Consider the following 18,243-nt stretch of genomic DNA (forward strand, 5'->3'; position numbering starts at 1 on the left):
GAATTCTGATGGCCCGTGATTCACAAGCCGCGCTGATTGCTCTCAACCGGTTTGGATTTGGCGCCCGTGGCGGGGCGGCCGGCGACTTCATCAACGCGGCCTCCGATCCGCGCGGTTTCGTGCTGGCGGAACTGGCGCGTCCGAACGGCGCGCTGCTCGAAGTGCCGGGCCTGCTCTCAACGCCGGAGCTCGGCAAGCAGGTGTTCGACTATCAGTTCGAGATCCAGCAGGCGCGCAATGCCGCGAAGGCCGCGCAGCAAGGCGCGAGCGAGATGCCGCCGCAGGGGCCGGACGCGAAGCCGCAACCGCGGCGTAATCTGTCGCTGTCGACGGCCGCCAAGGAGATTGCCGGCAAGGACCCGGCGATGCAGGCACAGGCCGCCGACAATAATGCCAATGCGGCGATGACGCCGTCCGCCGCGATGCAGCCATCGGCCAATCCGCCGAAGCCGCCGGCGCAGCCGCTCAACATCATCCAGAAGACCTTCCGGGCCGAGGCGCTGGCGCGGCTGCAGCGCGGCGTAGTCGCCGATTGCGGTTTCGTCGAGCGGCTCGTGGTGTTCTGGTCCAACCATTTCTGCATCTCGGCCAACAAGGGCGCGCTGGCGCGGATGTGGGCCGGCTCGTTCGAGCGCGAGGCGATCCGCCCGCACGTGCTCGGCCGCTTCGGCGATATGCTGACGGCCGTCGAGCAGCATCCGGCGATGCTGTTCTTTCTCGACAACCAGCAATCGCTCGGCCCTGAGTCGCGCGCGGGCATCAATCGCAACCGCGGCCTCAACGAGAATCTGGCGCGCGAGATCATGGAGCTGCATACGCTCGGTGTCGGCGGTGGTTACACCCAGGACGACGTGACCGCGCTGGCGCGTGTCATCACCGGCTGGACCTTTGCCGGCCGCCGGGGCCAGCTCGGTGCGCCCGGCAGCTTCGTGTTCAATGCCAATGCGCACCAGCCCGGGCCGCAGCAGGTGCTGGGCAAGACCTATGCGCAGGCCGGCGTCGCACAGGGCGAGGCGGTGCTGTCCGACATCGCGCGGCATCCCTCGACCGCGAAATTCATCGCGACCAAGTTCGCCCGTCATTTCGTGGCCGACGATCCGCCGCCGGCGCTGGTGGCGAAGCTGCAGGACACCTTCACCAGAACCGACGGCGATCTCAGGGCGCTGGCCACCGCGCTCGTTCAGTCGAGCGAGGCGTGGCAGGCGCCACTCACAAAGATGCGCTCGCCCTACGAATTCCTGCTCGCCTCCGGCCGGCTGCTGGCACGCAATCCGGAGGATCCGGGCCGCTACCTCAACGGTCTCAACGTGCTCGGCCAGCCGTTGTGGTCGCCGGCGGGGCCGAACGGTTTCCCGGATACCGCTGCGGCATGGGCCGCGCCCGAGGGCATCAAGCTCAGGCTCGACATCTCGGCGCAGCTTGGCTCCCAGCTCGCCGACCGGTTCGACCCGCGCGACCTGCTCGAGTTGATCGCCGCCGACGCTGCTTCGGTCGAGACGCGGCGCACCATCGAGCGTGCGGAATCGCGGCAGCAGGCGCTGGCGCTGCTGCTGATGTCGCCGGAATTCCAGAGGAGATGACCATGGATTGCTCCGAGAGCCTGATGCAGCAGGCGACGTCGCGGCGCGCGCTGCTGCTTGGCGGCGCCTCCTTTGCCGCCTGGGCCTATCTGCCGAAATTCGCGCGCGCGGCCGATGGCCGCGATCCGCGCTTCGTCACCATTATCCTGCGCGGCGCGCTCGATGGCCTTGCCACCGTGGCGCCGGTCGGCGACCCCGATTATGCCGGCCTGCACGGCGCGATCGCGCTGAAGGCTGATGGTCCGAACGCGGCGGTGATGCTCGATCCCTTCTTCGGCCTGCATCCGGCGATGCCGGAATTCGCGCGGATGTATCGCGCCAAGCAGGCCGCGGTCGTTCATGCGGTCGCGACCTCGTATCGCGACCGTTCGCATTTCGACGGCCAGGATGTGCTGGAGAGCGGCTTCCCTGGGCCCGGCCGGGTGCAGTCCGGCTGGCTCAACCGCGCGCTCGAAGCATTGCCTAAGGGCGAGCGGGTGACGAGCGCGCTTGCGGTCGGTCCGACCACGCCGCTGGTGCTGCGCGGCGCAGCGCCGACCGTCGGCTGGGCGCCGACTGCACTGCCGCAGGCCGCCGACGACACCGCAATGCGGCTGCTCGATCTCTACCAGCACCGCGATCCGACGCTGGCGAGCGCGCTGACCCAAGGCTTGCAGCTCGAGAAGCAGGCGCAGGGCAACGAGATGAAGCCGCAGCCCGGCGGTGGCGGTGGCGGCGTCGCGGCGATGCGGCTGGTGGCGCGCGGCGCCGCCAAATTGATGGCGGCGGATGACGGGCCGCGGATCGGTGCGCTGGCGTTCGACGGCTGGGATACCCACGCCAACGAAGGCGGGCCTGTCGGCCGGCTTGCGCAGCTGCTCGGCGGCCTCGACGGCGCGCTGGCGGAATTCCAGAGCGGCTTAGGTGCGCGCTGGCGCGACACGGTAATCCTGGTCGCCACCGAGTTCGGGCGCACCGCGCGCATCAACGGCACCGAGGGCACCGACCACGGCACCGGCACCATCGCGCTGCTCGCTGGCGGCGCGGTGAACGGCAGCCGCATGATCACCGACTGGCCGGGCCTGAAGCCGGCCAATCTCTACCAGGCCCGCGACCTCGCCCCGACCACCGACCTGCGCGCCGTGATCAAGGGCGTGCTGCACGACCAGTTCGGCCTCGGCGAGCGCGTGCTGGCCGATGCCGTGTTCCCGGACAGCGCCCCGGTGAAGCCGATGAAGGGGCTGGTGGTGTAAGCGGCCGTCACAAACTCGGTGTCGTCCCGGCCAAGCGAAACGCGAGCCGGGACCCACAACCACTGTTGCGAGTTGCTGGAACGTGCTGGGGCCCCAGTGCAGCATCACCCCGAACATCTGTGGTTATGGGTCCCTGCTTTCGCAGGGACGACAGCGAGTGCTACTTCGCGATCCTGTCGATCTCCGCCATCTCCTCCGCACTCAGCTTCCAGCCGATTGCTTTCACGTTCTGCTCGATCTGCTCGGGACGCGTCGCGCCGGCGATGACGCTCGCGACTTGCGGGCGGGCGGCGAGCCAGGAGAAGGCGAGCTCGAGCATGGTGTGGCCGCGCTCCTGTGCGAAGGCCTGCAGCTGCTCGACGATGCCCTCGTTGCGCGGCGTGACGTAGCGGTCCTTCAAGGCCGGCGCCTTGGCGAAACGGGTGTCGGCTGGCGCGGCAGCGCCGCGCTGGTATTTTCCGGTCAGAAGACCGCTCGCGAGCGGGAAGAACGGCAGCAGGCCGAGATTGTATTGTTGCGCGGCGGGCAAGAGATCCTTCTCGATGCCGCGCACCACGAGGCTGTATTCGTCCTGGCAGGACACGAAGCGGTTCACGTTCAGCTCGCGCGCGACGTATTCCGCTTCCGCGATCCGCCACGCCGGGAAGTTGGAGTTGCCGATGTAGCGCACCTTGCCCTGGCGCACGAGATCGTCGAGCGCGCGCAGCGTCTCGTCGATCGGGGTCAAGGAATCGTAATCGTGCTGCTGATAGAGATCGATGTAGTCGGTCTTCAGGCGGGTGAGGCTCGCTTCGACCGCGGACATGATGTAGCGCCGCGAGGCGCCCTGCTTGGTGCCGTCGGTCGCCATCGGCTTGGAGAATTTGGTGGCGAGCACGATGTCCTTGCGGCGATCGCCCAGCACGGTGCCGAGCACGGTCTCCGAGCCGCCCATGCCGGCATAGATGTCGGCGGTGTCGAACAGGGTGATGCCGAGATCGATCGCCTTGTGGATCACCTTGCGCGAGGTTTCCAGGTCGGTGCGCTGGCCGAAATTGTTGCAGCCGATGCCGACCGCGGACACGCGCAGGCCGGAGCCGCCGAGATTACGAATTTCCATGAGACGATCCTGTGGGATAGGCGAGGGATGCCGTGCATTGTGACAAGCACGCCGAGGGGCAGCAAGGTGCCGCCCTACCGCCGATCACGCATGGCACCTATCACGGACGGCAATGTCACAAAAAAAGCGGTCCCGGTCAGACGCGGCGACTGACGGGGACCGCTCGGGGCGAAGATCTGAGACGGGGGGCCTGATCTTACGCAAGCGGAAGCCTAGCCGGGCTTTGTAACGCGCCGGTGACATCTCCATTCCATCCACAGGCCGCGCAGGCGCGCTCAGATGATCTTGCGATAGATGACGAAGCCGGGCTTGTCCGCGACCTTGTCATATAGCTGCATCGCGGTGTGGTTGGTCTCATGGGTCTGCCAGTAGACGCGCGGCGAACCGACGAGCTTCGCCTGCGCGTAGACGCCGTTGATCAAGGCGCGGCCGACGCCCTTGCCGCGCGCGGCCTGGCTGGTGAACAGATCCTGCAGATAGCAGGTGGGCGCGATCGCCGTGGTCGAGCGGTGAAACAGATAGTGCGTCAGCCCGAGCAGCGTGCCGCCGGCGTCGGCGACCAGCGCATGCACCGGCTCGTAGGCATCGAAGAAGCGCTGCCACGTCATCGCGGTGATCTCGGGCGCGAGCGCGGTCGGTCCGGACCGTTCATAGAAGGCGTTGTAGCCGTCCCACAGCGGAAGCCACTGGGCGTAATCGTCGCGCGTGACGAAGCGGATGGTAACGTCGTCGGACATGAACGAACCTTGGATGTTTCCGCGTTGCACGATGCCTGCGCATCGCTCGCGACGTTCTAAAGCATGATTCGGAAAAGTGTGAAGCGGTTTTCCGAAAAGATCATGCTCAAACAGGAGTCGCTATCGCGCGGGATCAATTGCCGACGTGGTCGCGCCTCATTCGGCGGCGCGCAGCAGCCGCGCCAGATGGCGTTCGCGCCCGGCGCGCTGCGCGCGATATTCGTCGGCCCCGGCCGGATCGTCGGTGTGCCGCACGAGGTCGGTCACCGGCGTATAGCTCAGCATGCGGCCGCCGTCCGGCAGCGCCGTGCAGCTGAAGCGCAGCACCTGGCCGTCGGCGAGATTGAGGTTGATCGGCGTGGAATCGCCGGATCGCATCATTGCGATGCGTTCGGCGATGAACGCGCTCAGCTCGTCTTCAGGCAATTCGTAGGCGCCGGTGTCGCGGCCATGATACATCAGCGCGACGAAGGGCGGCTTGCTGTCGGCCTGCGCATCGGAGAGCGCGAAATATTCGCGGAAGGCGCGGTTGATGAATTCGGCGCGGGTGTCGGCGTCGAGCAGCACGATGCCGATGTCGACCTGGTCGAGCGCGGCGGCGAGCCGCGCCGAGGTGGCGTGATGCTGCTGGTCCGCGGCAAAGGCGTCGATCCATTTCTGCCGCAGCATTCCGGTGATCAGAGCGGTGCCGGCCGCGGTCGCGGCCAGCATCAGCATCCGCGCGACATCCGCCGCGTCATAGCCGGGCAGCGCGCGATGGTCGAGGAAGAACAGCGCCGAGGCGGCCACCGCGATCGCCGCGGAGATCAGCCCGGAGCTGATGCCGCTGATCGAGCTGGCGAGCGCCACGATGCAGACGAACAGCGGCGCGGGATTGGGGACGGGGACAAGGAGACGGTCGATCAGGAAGGCGGCAAGCGCCGTGATCGCCGTCAGGGCTGGACCTGAAATGGCACGCCAATCGAACCGCATGCGCGTTCTCGCTATCTGTCAAACGAACGATAAAGCTTTAGTTTGACGACAGCTCCGCAACAGCGCCGGGATTTCCGCCCCGACCGTTAAGCGGCCCTTGCACGGGCCGAACCAGCTTTCGCTGCTTTCAAATCAAATGATATGCAGATCGGCATGGAACCCGGTTCCGGGCCCGCGGGTTACCGCGTGCTTTGCTTGCAAGAGGACATCGATGCCCGCCATTTCGCCTTCGCTGCTGCCGATCCTGATGCTGTTTGCCTCGAACGTCTTCATGACCTTCGCTTGGTACGGCCATCTCAAGTTCAAGGATCATTCGCTCCCCCTTGTCATCATGGTGAGCTGGGGCATCGCCTTCTTCGAATACTGGCTGGCGGTGCCGGCCAATCGCTGGGGCAGCGAGGTCTATAGCGCGGCGCAGCTCAAGACCATGCAGGAGGTGATCACGCTGGTCGTGTTCGCCGGCTTCTCGGTGTTGTATCTGAAGGAGCCGCTGGGCTGGAATCACGCGCTCGGTTTTGCCTTCATCGCCGCCGGCGCGTTCTTCATCTTCCACAAATGGAGCTAGCGCGTTCGCGCTAGCGGTGCGGCGCCGGCTTGGCGGCAGGCGCCGTCACATGTGCCGGGTGCGCGCGGTCTTCGCCCTGCGTGCCGGTCACGATCAGGAGCGATGCTGCAAGCAGGATCGCCGCCGACAGCGTCACGGTCACAAGTCCGACGGGGGTCTTCATCATGTCGCGCCGCTGTCTCTCCCGCGCCTTGCCGCGGATCAGGTGCTAAAAGGAATTGCTGGATTACGCCGGGATCGATGTCGCCATGCTGATGTTGCTCGCCAGCAGCGTCACGGCGACGACCAGACACAGCGTCAGCGCGCCAAGCGCGAGCGACGCGGCGATCGCGTTGGTCAGACGGGATGATGCCACTGGGGCAGGGCGGCCATGGAAGCCTGCCGTGCCGGACCACCGTTTCATGGTGTAAATCCCTCAGGCCGCGAGCGAATCACTCGCGACATCCGAGCAAATCTGCCCAGCGTCACCGGCAACATTGCGGCGGCGACGTCCGGTGAAAACGGCGAAAATGCGGCCTCGGCGGGGATTTTGCCCGTTATTTGGGCAGTTTCCACGATATTCCCGGAATTCAGAGCGGTCGTTCAAACGCCTGCCACAAGGCGGGCCTGAGGCTCGGCCCCGGCACCAGGCTGCCAATCCATCGAGACAAATCCGGGGGTCTGCTCGACCCGTTTCAGCCAGGCGCGGATCGACGGGAAGGTCGCCAGGTCGAAGTCGCAGCGGTCGGCGACGTGGGTGTAGCCGTAGAGGGCGATGTCGGCGACGGTGAATTGTTCGGCCGCGAAAAAGGCGTGCCCCTTGAGGTGATTTTCCATCACCTGCAGCGCCGCATAGCCGCGCTCCATCCAGTCCTCCAGCGCGTGCGTCTGCAGGTCGCGCCCGCCCTTGACCAGCGACAACCAGAAATAGGCGGCGCCGATATTCGGCTCCAGCGCGTGCTGCTCGAAGAACATCCATTGCAGCGCCTCGGCGCGCTCGATCCGCGACTCCGGCGCCAGCGGCGTGCCGATCGCGACGTACCAGAGGATGGCGTTCGACTCGGCGAGATGGCGGCCTTCGGCGACCTCGAGCAACGGCACCTGGCCGCTCGGATTCTTGGCCAGGAAGTCCGGGGTGCGGCTCTCGCCGCGCAGGATGTCGATCTCGATCGCCTGGTATGGCGTGTTCAGCACCGCAAGCGCCAGCCGAACCTTGTAGCTGTTGCCGGAGCGCTGCATCGAATAGAGCTTGTACATTGCGTCGGGGTTCACTCGGTGCGTCAGGTTCACTTGGTCTGAGACGGTACGCTTGAAAATTGCGCGGCCTGTCACACCGCAATGCCGCTAAACAATGATGCCGACAGGGGTGCGTCGCAAGCCCTGGAACGTGGAAAAAGTCGAAACGTCTACCGCACCGCACGCGTGCAGAACGATTCCATCAACACGGCAGAACAACTCGGATCACGGCTGCGCGACGCTTTGCACAGTGCCGGTCGATGCCGTCGATACCGTGGTCGATACCTTGGGCCGGCGCGCGGCAATTTACAAACGTTAACGCGCCATCCCGATCGCGCGACGTGCCCACCGGCGGCTGCAACGGACCGCCCGCCGTCGGCACCATCCCGCAAGCGCCGCACCGCAATTGTCCTCGGAGCAATCTGCGCCGGCGCACGCGGCCGCAGGCCTTGCCGGCAAGGCTGGAGCGGTCACGGCGGCGCTTGCCGGATATGAGTCATTTGGGGCCGGAACTTGCGGAATATTGCGCGTGTTGCGAGCCATGCGGGAAAGTTTTCGTGCTCAACCGCCAAGCTTCTTGCGATGCAGCGGCGACGGGCCTAGGGTGCCGCGATCCCATTCAAATCAAGTCGTGGCCCAACGGCTCACGACGTTTGCCAGGAGATGATAATGGCCTTCCTGTCCGCTGCGCTCGACCGTGTGAAGCCGTCCGCGACGATCGCGGTCACGGACAAAGCACGCGCGCTGAAAGCCGCGGGCCGCAACGTCATCGGCCTCGGCGCCGGCGAGCCTGACTTCGACACGCCCGCCAACATCAAGCTGGCTGCGATCCACGCGATCGAGGCCGGCAAGACCAAGTACACCGATGTCGGCGGCATTCCGGAGCTCAAGGAAGCCATCATCAATAAGTTCTCGCGCGAGAACGGCCTGAGCTACAAGCCGAACCAGATCATCGTCGGCACCGGCGGCAAGCAGGTGCTCTACAATGCGCTGATGGCGACCATCAATCCGGGCGACGAGGTGATCATCCCGGCGCCGTATTGGGTCAGCTATCCCGAGATGGTCGCGCTCGCCGGCGGCGAGTCGGTGCCGGTGGTTTGCCCGGCCTCGACCGGCTTCAAGCTGCGCCCGGAAGATCTCGAGAAGGCGATCACGCCGAAGACCAAGTGGGTGATCCTGTGCTCGCCGTCGAACCCGACCGGCTCGGCCTATACCAGGAGCGAGCTCAAGGCGATCACCGACGTGCTGGTCAGGCATCCGCATGTCTGGGTGATGACCGACGACATGTACGAGCACCTCGTCTATGACGACTTCGTCTTCACCACCGCGGCGCAGGTCGAGCCGAGCCTCTACGAGCGCACGCTGACCGTGAACGGCGTGTCGAAGGCCTACTGCATGACCGGCTGGCGCATCGGCTATGCCGGCGGCCCGGCGCAGCTGATCAAGGCGATGGCGACGATCCAGTCGCAGTCGACCTCGAACCCGTCGTCGATTGCGCAGTGGGCGTCGGTCGAGGCGCTCAACGGTCCGCAGGATTTCATCGCTGCGAACAACAAGGTGTTCAAGGAGCGCCGCGACCTCGTGGTGTCGATGCTCAACCAGGCGAACGGCATCGAGTGCCCGCGGCCGGAAGGCGCGTTCTACGTCTATCCGTCCTGCGCCGGCACGATCGGCAAGACGGCGCCCTCGGGCAAGGTGATCGACAACGACGAAGCGTTCGTCACCGAGCTGCTCGAGAGCGAAGGCGTCGCCGTCGTGCAAGGGTCGGCGTTCGGCCTCGGACCGGCGTTCCGCATCTCCTACGCCACCAAGACCTCGGATCTCGAGGATGCCTGCAAGCGCATCCAGCGCTTCTGCGGTAATCTGCGGTAATCGGTTCTGAACTAAGAAACCAAGAAACGCTCCCGCACCTGGTGCGGGAGCGTTTCTGTTTGTGCAGTGACGTCGCGTGCCGGTAAAATCGCAGAGTCAACTCACAACCTGCTCATGTCACGCGCGTGTGCGCGAACTTCGATGCCACACGCGGGAAGTTTTTACGGCCTCTTTGCGAACTGCCTTGTTTTGGACACGACCCTTGCATTCTGTCCGCCGCACAAATTCAGTTCAGTTCACCTTGCGGAGACAGATAATGCGACTTTCGACTCTCACCCTTGCAGCGCTTGCGTTGCTGGCGCCGTTCGCCACCGCCAACGCGGCACCTCAGCAGGTTCAGGCCGGGGTTCTGCAATGCCAGGGCGGCGAGAACGTCGGCTTCGTCGTCGGCTCTGTTGCCCGCCTCGAGTGCGTGTTCCAGAGCGGCGGCCGCCGTCCTGAGCCTTATGTTGCGACCGTGAAGCGGATCGGCGTCGACCTCGGCGTCACCGCGACGACCCAGCTCGCCTGGGCCGTCAGCGCGCCGACCACGCAGCTTCCGCGCGGTGCGCTTGCCGGCAGCTACGGCGGCGTCGGCGTCAACGCGTCGGTCGGCCTCGGTGCTGGCGGTAACTTCCTGTTCGGCGGCCCGAACAACGCCTATGCGCTGCAGCCGATCAGCGTGCAGGGCCAGACCGGGCTCAACGTTGCGGCCGGCATCGCCGGGATCGATCTCGAGCCGGTCCGCACCGCTGGTCCTCGCCGGCATCATCGTCACCACCGTCATCATCACCACCACTAAGCCGGTCGGTGTTCGGTCAGAGAGGCCCGCGAAAGCGGGCCTCTTTTTTTGTTGTCTGCTGTTTGCTGTCCGTTGCTCGACCAAGCCGGCAGGCCCGGAGGAAGATAGCAGCGCCGCAACATCTCCTAACAATCGGTGGCCGAGCACCGCAAATTCTGGCTGCACAATCGATGTTGTGGCATAGGATGCGAAAGGCGCCACGGACACGGCGCCGTTCTGCTCTCTGCTCGCGTCATGCCCCTCAGCCGGAGACTCCCCCCTCATGCGTCGCTTCACTCTCCTTGCCGGTGCCGCCATCGCCACGCTGACCGCAATTGTTGGCGCCGACGCCCAACAGCCGAGTCAGCGCGTTCAGGTCGGCGTCCTGGAATGCCGCGGTGGCGCGAGCGTCGGCTTCATCGTCGGCTCCGTGACCCATCTCGGTTGCGTGCTGCGCGCCAACGGCCTGCCTGAGGACCGCTACATCGCGACCATCCAAAAGGTCGGCATCGATCTCGGCCTTACCCAGGAATCGGCGCTGGCCTGGGGCGTCTATGCCCCGGTGGAGCGGCTCGGGCCGGGTGCGCTCTCCGGCAATTACGCCGGCGCGCAGGGCAGCGCGACGCTCGGCGTCGGCGTCGGCGGCAATGTGCTGGTCGGCGGCTCCGACAACACGATCGCCCTGCAGCCGCTCAGCGTGCAGGGCCAAGTCGGCGTGAACATCGCCGCCGGCCTCGAGAGCCTGGAGCTGCGTCCGGGGCGGTAACGCCGTCTGGGCATGATCTCCGCGCAAACGCTTCGCGTTTGTCGCGAGGGAAAACCGCTGCGCACTTTTCCGGATCATGCCCTAACGCCGCGCGCAGCGTTCTGCAATCTGCCGAAGAAGCCGCGGGCTTCTTCGGCAACGATCCCGGGCGCCTCAGCGTGAACATAATGCCCGGTCTCGACGAACCGGATCGAGGGTTCGCTCCAGTAGTCCCCCAGCCTGTCCGACCATTCCGGCGCGATCAGCGGATCACGGCGGCCCCAGAGAAAACGCGAGGGGACTTCGATGCGCGGCGGCGCCGGCAGTCTGCCTTCCAGCCAGAGCCGGCGATTGGGCGCGGACGAGAGATACCAGTCGAAGCCACCCTGGATGTTGCCCGGCTTCATGAAGTTATCGACATAGGCTTCGAGCAGGTCGCCGAACACGGCGGGATCGTCGCCCGACCAATGGTTGAGGAAATGGCGGAAGTAGAGCCGGCATGACTCGCGCGAGCTTCCGACCAGTTGCGCGGCCCATGGCAGCTGCTGGAAGTATTGATACCAGACCTCGATCAGGTGGCCGGGCTCGCCGTAGCGGTGGCCGAGGCCCGGATAGGGCGTGGAGAGATAGAGCGTGCCGGTCAGCCGCCGCGGCTGACGATGCGACATCGCCTGCATGACATAGGCGCCGAGATCGCCGCCGATCACGCCGAAGCTGTCGTGACCGAGCGCGTCCATGACGGCGAACATATCCTGCGCATGCCGATCGGCGGTGGCGGATGCATCGGGCTCTGGCGTCGCCTTGCCGGTGTCGCCGCAGCCGCGCAGGTCCGGCGCGATCAGCTCGAAACTGTCGCCGAGCCGCAGCATCAGCGGGCGCCACACCAGCCAGAACTCCGGCCAGCCATGGAGCAGGAGCAGCGCCGGGCCCTTGCCGAAACGCGCGACGTTGACGGACAGGCCGCCGACGTCGATCTTCTGTTGCGTGATGCCGGCCGCGGCTGCATCCGCGAAAGCTTTTTCCAGTGCCGTCATGGTGACCTCCTGTGGTTGCCGCAGGCTGTCCGCGTTCGCGCGTCCGGTCCAATACTCGTTCGATACGCTAGCAGAGCTATTGCGTATGGCTGCCGGCGCCGGCCGCCGTGCTATATCGCCGGCATGGAATTGCGACACCTCAGATATTTCGTGGCGCTCGGCGAGGAATTGAACTTCACCCGCGCGGCCGAGCGGCTGCATATCGCACAACCGCCGCTGAGCCAGCAGATCCGCCAGCTCGAGGACGAGCTCGGCGTGACGCTGCTGCAGCGGAATAGCCGTCCAATCAGGCTTACCGAGGCCGGCGAGCTGTTTCTGGCGCGCGCACGCGTGCTGCTCGCAAGTTTCGAGAGCGCGGTTGCCGACACGCGGCGCGTCGGCCGCGGCCAGGCCGGCAGGCTCGCGATCGGATTCGTCGGCTCCGCGATGTTTGCCGGCCTGCCCGATATCATCGGCGCCTATCGCGACGCCTGTCCCGATGTCGAGCTCGTGCTCGACGAGATGCTGGCGGCCGAGATTGCCGAGGCATTGCGGCGGCGCCGGATCGACGTCGGCTTCGCGCGCCCGGCGCTGTTGCCCGAAGCAGGGCTTGCGCAGCGCCTGATCCTCGATGAGCCCTATGTCGCGGCGCTGCCGCGCGCGCATCCCCTCGCGGCGCGAGGCGACATTGCGCTCGCCGAACTGTCCGACGATGCCTTCGTGCTGTATCCCGCGCAGCCGGAGCCTTCGGTCACCGGCCTGATCGCCGCTGCCTGCCAGGCCGCCGGCTTCACGCCGCGGCTCGCGCAGGAAGTTCTGCATCTGCAAACCGCGATCGGCCTGATCGCCGCCGGTATCGGCGTGTCGCTCGTACCGGAAGCCGCGGCGCGCGCGCAAACCGGTCGCGGCGTGGTGTATGTTCGGCTTGCCGCGCCTGTTGTGACGGCTCCGCTCACGATTGCGTGGCGCGAGGAAGATGTGTCGCCTGCCGTGCAGCGATTGCTCGACATCGCGCAGCGCTGGCGCGAGATTGCGCCGCCAAGGAACTGACGCATCGGACGCAATCGTCCGGCGAACGGCGGCGCGCGGCTCCGCCATCGCAAACTTCCGCGACGCCGCACCGCAGCGACGTTTTCCCGCTTGCCAAACGCCAAACGCAGGCAGACCATAAACGGTCGCCGACCCAATCATGGGCCGAGCTCCAACACGAGGAGGCGGCAATGGGACAAGACGTCAGAAGTCCCCGAGGTCCACGGTGCATCGCGCTGATGGGCCCTTTCCAAAGCGGTAAAACCACACTTCTGGAAGCGATTCTGGCGCGTACGGGCGCCATCAAGGCAGCCGGCAGCGTCGATGCCGGAACCTCCGTCGGCGATGCCAACCCCGAGGCGCGCCAACACAAGATGGGCGTAAGCCTGACCGCCGCCGCCACCACCTTCATGGGGGACAGCTACACCTTTATCGATTGCCCCGGCTCGATCGAGTTCGCGCACGACATGCGTGCCGCGTTGCCGGCAGTCGATGCCGCGGTCGTGGTCTGCGAGGCTGACGAGAAGAAGTTGCCGCAGCTGCAGATCATCCTGCGTGAGCTCGAGGAGCTCGGGATTCCCCGTTTCCTGTTCCTGAACAAGATCGACCGTGCCAACAAGCGCGTCCGCGAGACGCTTGCGACGCTGCAGCCGGCCTCGCGCGTGCCGCTGGTGCTGCGCCAGATCCCGATCTGGAACGGCGATCTGATCGAGGGCTTTGTCGATCTCGCGCTGGAGCGCGCCTTCGTCTATCGCGAGCACAAGCCGTCGGAGGTGATGGCGCTGGAAGGCGGCAATCTCGATCGCGAGAAGGAAGCGCGCTTCTCGATGCTGGAGAAGCTCGCCGATCACGACGATGCGCTGATGGAGCAGTTGCTGGAGGATATCCAGCCGCCGCGCGATGCCGTGTTCGACGATCTCGCGCGCGAACTGCGCGAAGGGCTGATCTGTCCGGTGCTGCTTGGTGCGGCGAGCCGCGAGAATGGCGTGCTCCGCCTGCTGAAGGCGTTGCGTCACGAGGCGCCCGGCGTCACTGAGACCGCCAGCCGGCTCGGCGTCAAGGACCAGAAGGATGCGCTGGCCTATGTGTTCAAGACCGTGCATCTGCAGCACGGCGGCAAGCTGTCGCTGGCGCGCGTGCTCGCAGGCCGGCTTGACGACGGCGCGACGCTGCAATCCTCAAGCGGCGAGAGCGGGCGGGTTTCCGGCATCCTCGCGGTCTCGGGCACGCATGACAGCAAGCGGCCCTCGGCGGAGGCCGGCGACGCGGTCGCGCTCGGCAAGCTCGATGCGATCAAGACCGGCGATACGGTCTCGAGCGGCAAGACCGCCCCGGCCTCGCTGGTCAAGATCGAGCCGGTGGCGCCGGTGCTGTCGATCTCGATCGCCGCGACCGACCGCAAAGACGACGTCAAGCTCGGCCAGGCGCTGCTGCGGTTGAACGAGGAGGATCCCTCGCTGACGATGATCCAGAACCCGCGCACCCACGACACCGTGCTGTGGGGGCAGGGTGAGATGCATCTGCGCGTCGCGCAGGAGCGGCTGAAGGACCGCTACGGCGTCAACGTCAAATCGCATCCGCCGGCGATCGGCTATCAGGAGACCATCCGCAAGGCGGTCACCCAGCGCGGCCGGCACAAGAAGCAGTCCGGCGGCCACGGCCAGTTCGGCGACGTCGTGCTCGACATCAAGCCGAAGCCGCGCGGCTCTGGATTCGAATTCCACGAGAAGGTGGTCGGCGGCGCGGTGCCGCGCAACTATATCGGCGCGGTGGAGGAGGGGGTGGTCGACGCGCTCGCGCGCGGCCCGCTCGGCTTCCCCGTGATCGACGTCGACGTCACGCTGACCGACGGCTCCTATCACAGCGTCGACTCCTCCGACCTTGCGTTCCGCACCGCGGCGCGGGTCGGTGTCAGCGAGGCGCTGCCACAGTGCCAGCCGGTGCTGCTGGAGCCGATCCACATGGTCGAGATCGTCTGTCCGACCGATGCGACCGCCAAGATCAACGCGATCCTGTCGGCGCGCCGCGGCCAGATCCTCGGCTTCGACACCCGCGAGGGCTGGAGCGGCTGGGACTGCGTCCGTGCCACGATGCCGGAATCCGAGATCGGCGACCTCATCGTCGAGTTGCGCTCCGCCACCGCCGGCGCCGGCACCTTCACCCGCCAGTTCGACCGCATGGCCGAAGTGACCGGCCGCGCCGCCGACCAGATCATCGCCGCGCATCGCGACGCGGCGTGAGACTGCCGCTCCGATCACGCCCCGCGCGGGCGTGATCGTTGGCAGGATGGCCGGAGGCCGCTAGCTTGCGTCCCTGATGGGGGCGCAACGACATCATGCTTGAATCCCGCCGCAACCTGGCGCTGGCCTGCGCGCTCAGCGCGCTGGCCGGCTATGTCGACGGCATAGGCTATCTGCATCTCGGCGGGTTGTTCGTCTCCTTCATGAGCGGCAACTCGACGCGGCTCGGCGTGACGCTGGCCGAGGGCCATTGGCAGCACGCTCTGGATGCGCTGGAACTGATCGTGTTGTTCGTCGCCGGCGCCGCGGCCGGCAGCCTCATCGTGCTCGGCCGCTTCGCGTATCGCCAGCCGCTGATCCTGCTGGTCGAGGCGCTGCTGCTGATGGCGGCGGCGTTGGCTTATGCGTATGGCCTGCCGAACACGGCGGTCGCCGCCATCGTGCTGGCGATGGGGCTCGAGAACGCCGTGTTCCAGCTCGAAGGCGGGGCCGGGCTTGGCCTGACCTATGTCACGGGCGCGCTGGTGAAGGCGGGGCAGCTGATCGCCGCCGCGCTGACCGGCGGCGCAGGCTGGGCCTGGCTGCCCAATTTGCTGCTATGGGCGGCTATGGTCGCCGGCGCACTCGCCTACCGCTGGATCAACCTCGCCGCGATCTGGTTTGGCGCGGCCACCGCCTTCGGGCTCAGCGCGCTGGTTGCCGCAACCGCGAAGCGGACGGATTGACAGCGCGCCTGCCTTGGCCGATGTCACGGCCATGACATCCCAAGGCAATACCCAAGGCAACCTTCAAGCCAAAACCCGCGCCGCGTGCCTGATCGGCTGGCCGGCGGCGCATTCCCGCTCGCCGCTGATCCATCATTACTGGCTGCGCACGCTTGGCATCGAGGGCGGCTATGTGATCGAGGCCGTGCCGCCGGAGGATTTCAAGGATTTCCTGTTCCGCTTGTCGTTGCGCGGCTTCGTCGGCGCCAACATCACCCGTCCGCACAAGGAGCACGCGCTGGCGCTGTCCGCACCGGATGAGCGCGCCCGCGCCGTCGGCGCCGCCAACACGCTGTGGTTCGCCGATGGTGAGTTGCGCTCGACCAACACCGATGTCGAAGGCTTCATCAACAATCTCGACGCCTGCGCGCCCGGCTGGGACAAGACGGAGGACGCGCTGGTGCTCGGCGCCGGCGGCGCGGCGCGTGCCGTGGTGTTCGGCCTGATCGAGCGCGGGATTGCGCGCGTGCATCTGGTCAACCGCACCATCGACCGCGCCCGCGCGCTCGCAGAGCAGTTCGGCGCGCGTGTTCATCCTGCGACGTGGGACACGGTCGGTGAGCTGCTGCCGCGCGCGGGCCTGCTCGTGAACACGACGTCGCTCGGCATGCATGGCCAGCCCGCGCTCGAGATCGATGTCGGGTTGTTGCCGCAGGGCGCGGTTGTTTCCGATCTTGTCTATGTGCCGCTGGTGACGCCGTTGCTTGCCGCGGCAGCGGCGCGGGGGTTGAAGACCGCCGACGGGCTCGGCATGCTGCTGCATCAGGCCGTGCGCGGTTTCGAGCTGTGGTTCGGCCAGCGCCCGCACGTCACGCCGGAGCTGCGTGCGCTTGTCGAAGCCGATCTCACAAAGACTTGAGGCCTGGAATAGCGTCTCCGGAGCGGTGTCTCGTGTTAGTCCCCCGCGTTCCCTCCCGGAGATCACCATGCCTGCCAGCCGTTCCCACTTCACTCGTCCGTTCATTGCGCTCGCGATGGTGACGGCATCCACGCTCTACGCGCTTGCCCAGCAGCCGCCGACGCCGACGCGGGTGCGTGGAATCGTCGAGAGCGTCGATGGCGATACGCTGGCGGTGAAGTCGCGCAGCGGCGAGGACGTCAAGCTGCACATGGCGGGCAACATGGTGGTGCTTGGCCTCACCAGGATCGGCCTGTCCGACATCAAGGTCGGTTCCTTCATTGGTACGACCACGGTGCCCGGGCCCGATGGCGTGCCGAAGGCGGTCGAGGTGCATGTCTTCCCCGAGAACATGCGCGGCACCGGCGAGGGTTCGCGGCCGTATGATCTGAAGCCGAACAGCAGCATGACCAACGCCACCGTCGCGGAATCCGTCGTCGGCAATGATGGTCATACATTGCTGGTCAAGTACAAGGACGGCGAGAAGAAGGTGCAGGTCACGCCTGACACGCCTGTCGTGACCTATGTTCCCGGCGACAAGGCGGATCTGACGGCCGGCGCCAAGGTCATCGCCTTCTTGAAGAAGCTGCCCGACGGCTCGCTCGAAACCGACCGCGTCAGCGTCGGCCGCGACGGCCTCACGCCGCCGATGTGACGCGTGGTTCGTAGCTCGGATGAAGCGAAACGAAATCAAGGACGGTGCCGACCTTGAGAAAGTCCCGGATTGCGCTCCGCTCCATCCGGGCTACGGGATGACAGTTTCGTTATCGCAGTAACAGCACCCTCATCCGGTCCGTAGTTGCCATGCGAGTCTCCTCTCCTGCGAAGGGGAGGTAGCCGCACGGAATACCTGCAACTCCCCGGTGTTCCCTGATTCGCCAGCCAAACCCATGAGGGACACCATGCCGAAATCGACCCTGTTCGCCGCATTGCTTCTCGCTGCCTTCACCTCAGCCGCATCGGCGCAACAACCGCCGACGGTGCGCATCCGCGGCACCATCGAGGCCGTCGATGGCGCGATGCTGTCGATCAAGTCGCGCGATGGCGACGACATGAAGGTGCGCACCACCGATAACGTCGCGGTGTTCGGCGTCGCCAAGACCGATCTGTCGGAGATCAAGGCCGGTTCCTATATCGGCGTCACCGCGATGCCCGAGCCTGACGGAACGCAGAAGGCGATCGCGGTTCACATCTTCCCGGAAAACCAGCGCGGCGCCGCCGAAGGTTTTCGTCCCTGGGACCTGCGTGCCAACTCGACGACCATGACCAACGCCACCGTCGCCGAGACGGTGGAGGGCACCGACGGCCAGAACATCACGGTGAAATACAAGGACGGTGAGAAGAAGGTGGTGGTGCCGCCGGGAACCCCGGTCGTCACCTTCGTTTCCGGCGACAAGTCGGAGCTGAAGCCGGGCGCCAAGATCATCATCTTCGGCGCGGTGAAGAAGGACGACGGCACGCTGGAAGCCAACCGCGTCAATGTCGGCCGCGACGGCATCGCACCGCCGATGTGACGCGAAGC

At 66.2% G+C, this 18,243-nt stretch carries 19 protein-coding genes; 12 read left to right on the forward strand and 7 right to left on the reverse strand.

Annotated elements, in window-relative coordinates:
• The first annotated feature begins 8 nt into the window (after window positions 1-8).
• Both AC066Y_RS27925 and AC066Y_RS27930 read left to right on the forward strand, forming a co-directional pair.
• Window positions 9-1,580, forward strand: a complete 1,572-nt coding sequence (locus AC066Y_RS27925) for a DUF1800 domain-containing protein (protein WP_478276676.1) — start codon at window positions 9-11, stop codon at window positions 1,578-1,580.
• Entirely contained in the window at window positions 1,577-2,812 is a 1,236-nt protein-coding gene (locus AC066Y_RS27930) for a DUF1501 domain-containing protein (RefSeq protein ID WP_478276677.1), read from the forward strand. Before AC066Y_RS27925 ends, AC066Y_RS27930 begins: the two co-directional genes overlap by 4 nt.
• A gap of 160 nt (window positions 2,813-2,972) precedes the next feature.
• Here the strand turns inward: AC066Y_RS27930 and AC066Y_RS27935 are convergent, their stop codons facing one another.
• The 3 genes from AC066Y_RS27935 to AC066Y_RS27945 all read right to left on the reverse strand — a co-directional run bounded on the left by AC066Y_RS27935 (window position 2,973) and on the right by AC066Y_RS27945 (window position 5,620).
• Window positions 2,973-3,911 carry an aldo/keto reductase gene (locus AC066Y_RS27935; RefSeq protein ID WP_478276678.1) on the reverse strand — a complete coding sequence of 313 codons (939 nt, stop codon included), beginning with the start codon at window positions 3,909-3,911 and terminating at the stop codon, window positions 2,973-2,975.
• Window positions 3,912-4,186: 275 nt separating this feature from the next.
• On the reverse strand, window positions 4,187-4,648 hold the full coding sequence (locus AC066Y_RS27940; RefSeq protein ID WP_092117429.1) for a GNAT family N-acetyltransferase: 462 nt from the start codon (window positions 4,646-4,648) through the stop codon (window positions 4,187-4,189).
• A 156-nt stretch (window positions 4,649-4,804) separates the two neighbouring features.
• On the reverse strand, window positions 4,805-5,620 hold the full coding sequence (locus tag AC066Y_RS27945) for a PAS-domain containing protein (RefSeq protein ID WP_478276679.1): 816 nt from the start codon (window positions 5,618-5,620) through the stop codon (window positions 4,805-4,807).
• A 211-nt stretch (window positions 5,621-5,831) separates the two neighbouring features.
• Between AC066Y_RS27945 and AC066Y_RS27950 the strand changes: the two genes are divergently transcribed.
• A complete protein-coding gene (locus AC066Y_RS27950; RefSeq protein WP_478276680.1) occupies window positions 5,832-6,185 on the forward strand; it encodes a DMT family protein in 354 nt (117 codons plus the stop codon).
• 10 nt (window positions 6,186-6,195) lie between these two features.
• Here AC066Y_RS27950 and AC066Y_RS27955 read toward each other — a convergent pair whose 3' ends face one another.
• From AC066Y_RS27955 to AC066Y_RS27965, 3 genes are all read right to left on the reverse strand, one after another.
• Entirely contained in the window at window positions 6,196-6,351 is a 156-nt protein-coding gene (locus AC066Y_RS27955) for a hypothetical protein (protein WP_456718853.1), read from the reverse strand.
• A gap of 60 nt (window positions 6,352-6,411) precedes the next feature.
• A complete protein-coding gene (locus tag AC066Y_RS27960) occupies window positions 6,412-6,588 on the reverse strand; it encodes a hypothetical protein (protein ID WP_173640895.1) in 177 nt (58 codons plus the stop codon).
• Window positions 6,589-6,767: 179 nt separating this feature from the next.
• Window positions 6,768-7,421 (reverse strand): glutathione S-transferase family protein, encoded by a 654-nt coding sequence (locus AC066Y_RS27965; protein WP_092117422.1) that lies wholly within the window; start codon window positions 7,419-7,421, stop codon window positions 6,768-6,770.
• A gap of 648 nt (window positions 7,422-8,069) precedes the next feature.
• Here AC066Y_RS27965 and AC066Y_RS27970 point away from each other — a divergent pair.
• The 3 genes from AC066Y_RS27970 to AC066Y_RS27980 all read left to right on the forward strand — a co-directional run bounded on the left by AC066Y_RS27970 (window position 8,070) and on the right by AC066Y_RS27980 (window position 10,798).
• Entirely contained in the window at window positions 8,070-9,272 is a 1,203-nt protein-coding gene (locus tag AC066Y_RS27970) for a pyridoxal phosphate-dependent aminotransferase (RefSeq protein WP_478276681.1), read from the forward strand.
• 256 nt (window positions 9,273-9,528) lie between these two features.
• Window positions 9,529-10,053 (forward strand): DUF992 domain-containing protein, encoded by a 525-nt coding sequence (locus AC066Y_RS27975; protein WP_212316213.1) that lies wholly within the window; start codon window positions 9,529-9,531, stop codon window positions 10,051-10,053.
• A gap of 262 nt (window positions 10,054-10,315) precedes the next feature.
• Window positions 10,316-10,798 carry a DUF992 domain-containing protein gene (locus tag AC066Y_RS27980; RefSeq protein WP_478276682.1) on the forward strand — a complete coding sequence of 161 codons (483 nt, stop codon included), beginning with the start codon at window positions 10,316-10,318 and terminating at the stop codon, window positions 10,796-10,798.
• Window positions 10,799-10,872: 74 nt separating this feature from the next.
• Here the strand turns inward: AC066Y_RS27980 and AC066Y_RS27985 are convergent, their stop codons facing one another.
• Entirely contained in the window at window positions 10,873-11,811 is a 939-nt protein-coding gene (locus tag AC066Y_RS27985) for an alpha/beta fold hydrolase (RefSeq protein WP_478276683.1), read from the reverse strand.
• A 123-nt stretch (window positions 11,812-11,934) separates the two neighbouring features.
• On the opposite strand from AC066Y_RS27985, the gene AC066Y_RS27990 reads away from it, so the two are divergent.
• From AC066Y_RS27990 to AC066Y_RS28015, 6 genes are all read left to right on the forward strand, one after another.
• The gene (locus AC066Y_RS27990) at window positions 11,935-12,840 is read left to right on the forward strand and encodes a LysR substrate-binding domain-containing protein (protein WP_478276684.1); all 906 of its coding nucleotides are present in this window, start codon (window positions 11,935-11,937) and stop codon (window positions 12,838-12,840) included.
• 170 nt (window positions 12,841-13,010) lie between these two features.
• On the forward strand, window positions 13,011-15,059 hold the full coding sequence (locus AC066Y_RS27995) for an elongation factor G (protein WP_478276685.1): 2,049 nt from the start codon (window positions 13,011-13,013) through the stop codon (window positions 15,057-15,059).
• Window positions 15,060-15,154: 95 nt separating this feature from the next.
• Window positions 15,155-15,784 (forward strand): YoaK family protein, encoded by a 630-nt coding sequence (locus AC066Y_RS28000; protein WP_478276686.1) that lies wholly within the window; start codon window positions 15,155-15,157, stop codon window positions 15,782-15,784.
• Window positions 15,785-15,815: 31 nt separating this feature from the next.
• Complete coding sequence (locus AC066Y_RS28005) at window positions 15,816-16,682, forward strand: shikimate dehydrogenase (protein WP_478276687.1); 867 nt, start codon at window positions 15,816-15,818, stop codon at window positions 16,680-16,682.
• A 67-nt stretch (window positions 16,683-16,749) separates the two neighbouring features.
• On the forward strand, window positions 16,750-17,376 hold the full coding sequence (locus AC066Y_RS28010) for a hypothetical protein (protein WP_478276688.1): 627 nt from the start codon (window positions 16,750-16,752) through the stop codon (window positions 17,374-17,376).
• Between the two features lie 247 nt (window positions 17,377-17,623).
• Window positions 17,624-18,235, forward strand: a complete 612-nt coding sequence (locus AC066Y_RS28015; RefSeq protein WP_478276689.1) for a single stranded DNA-binding domain-containing protein — start codon at window positions 17,624-17,626, stop codon at window positions 18,233-18,235.
• The last annotated feature ends 8 nt before the right edge of the window (window positions 18,236-18,243 follow it).

Source organism: Bradyrhizobium sp. USDA3010 (genome assembly GCF_056429065.1).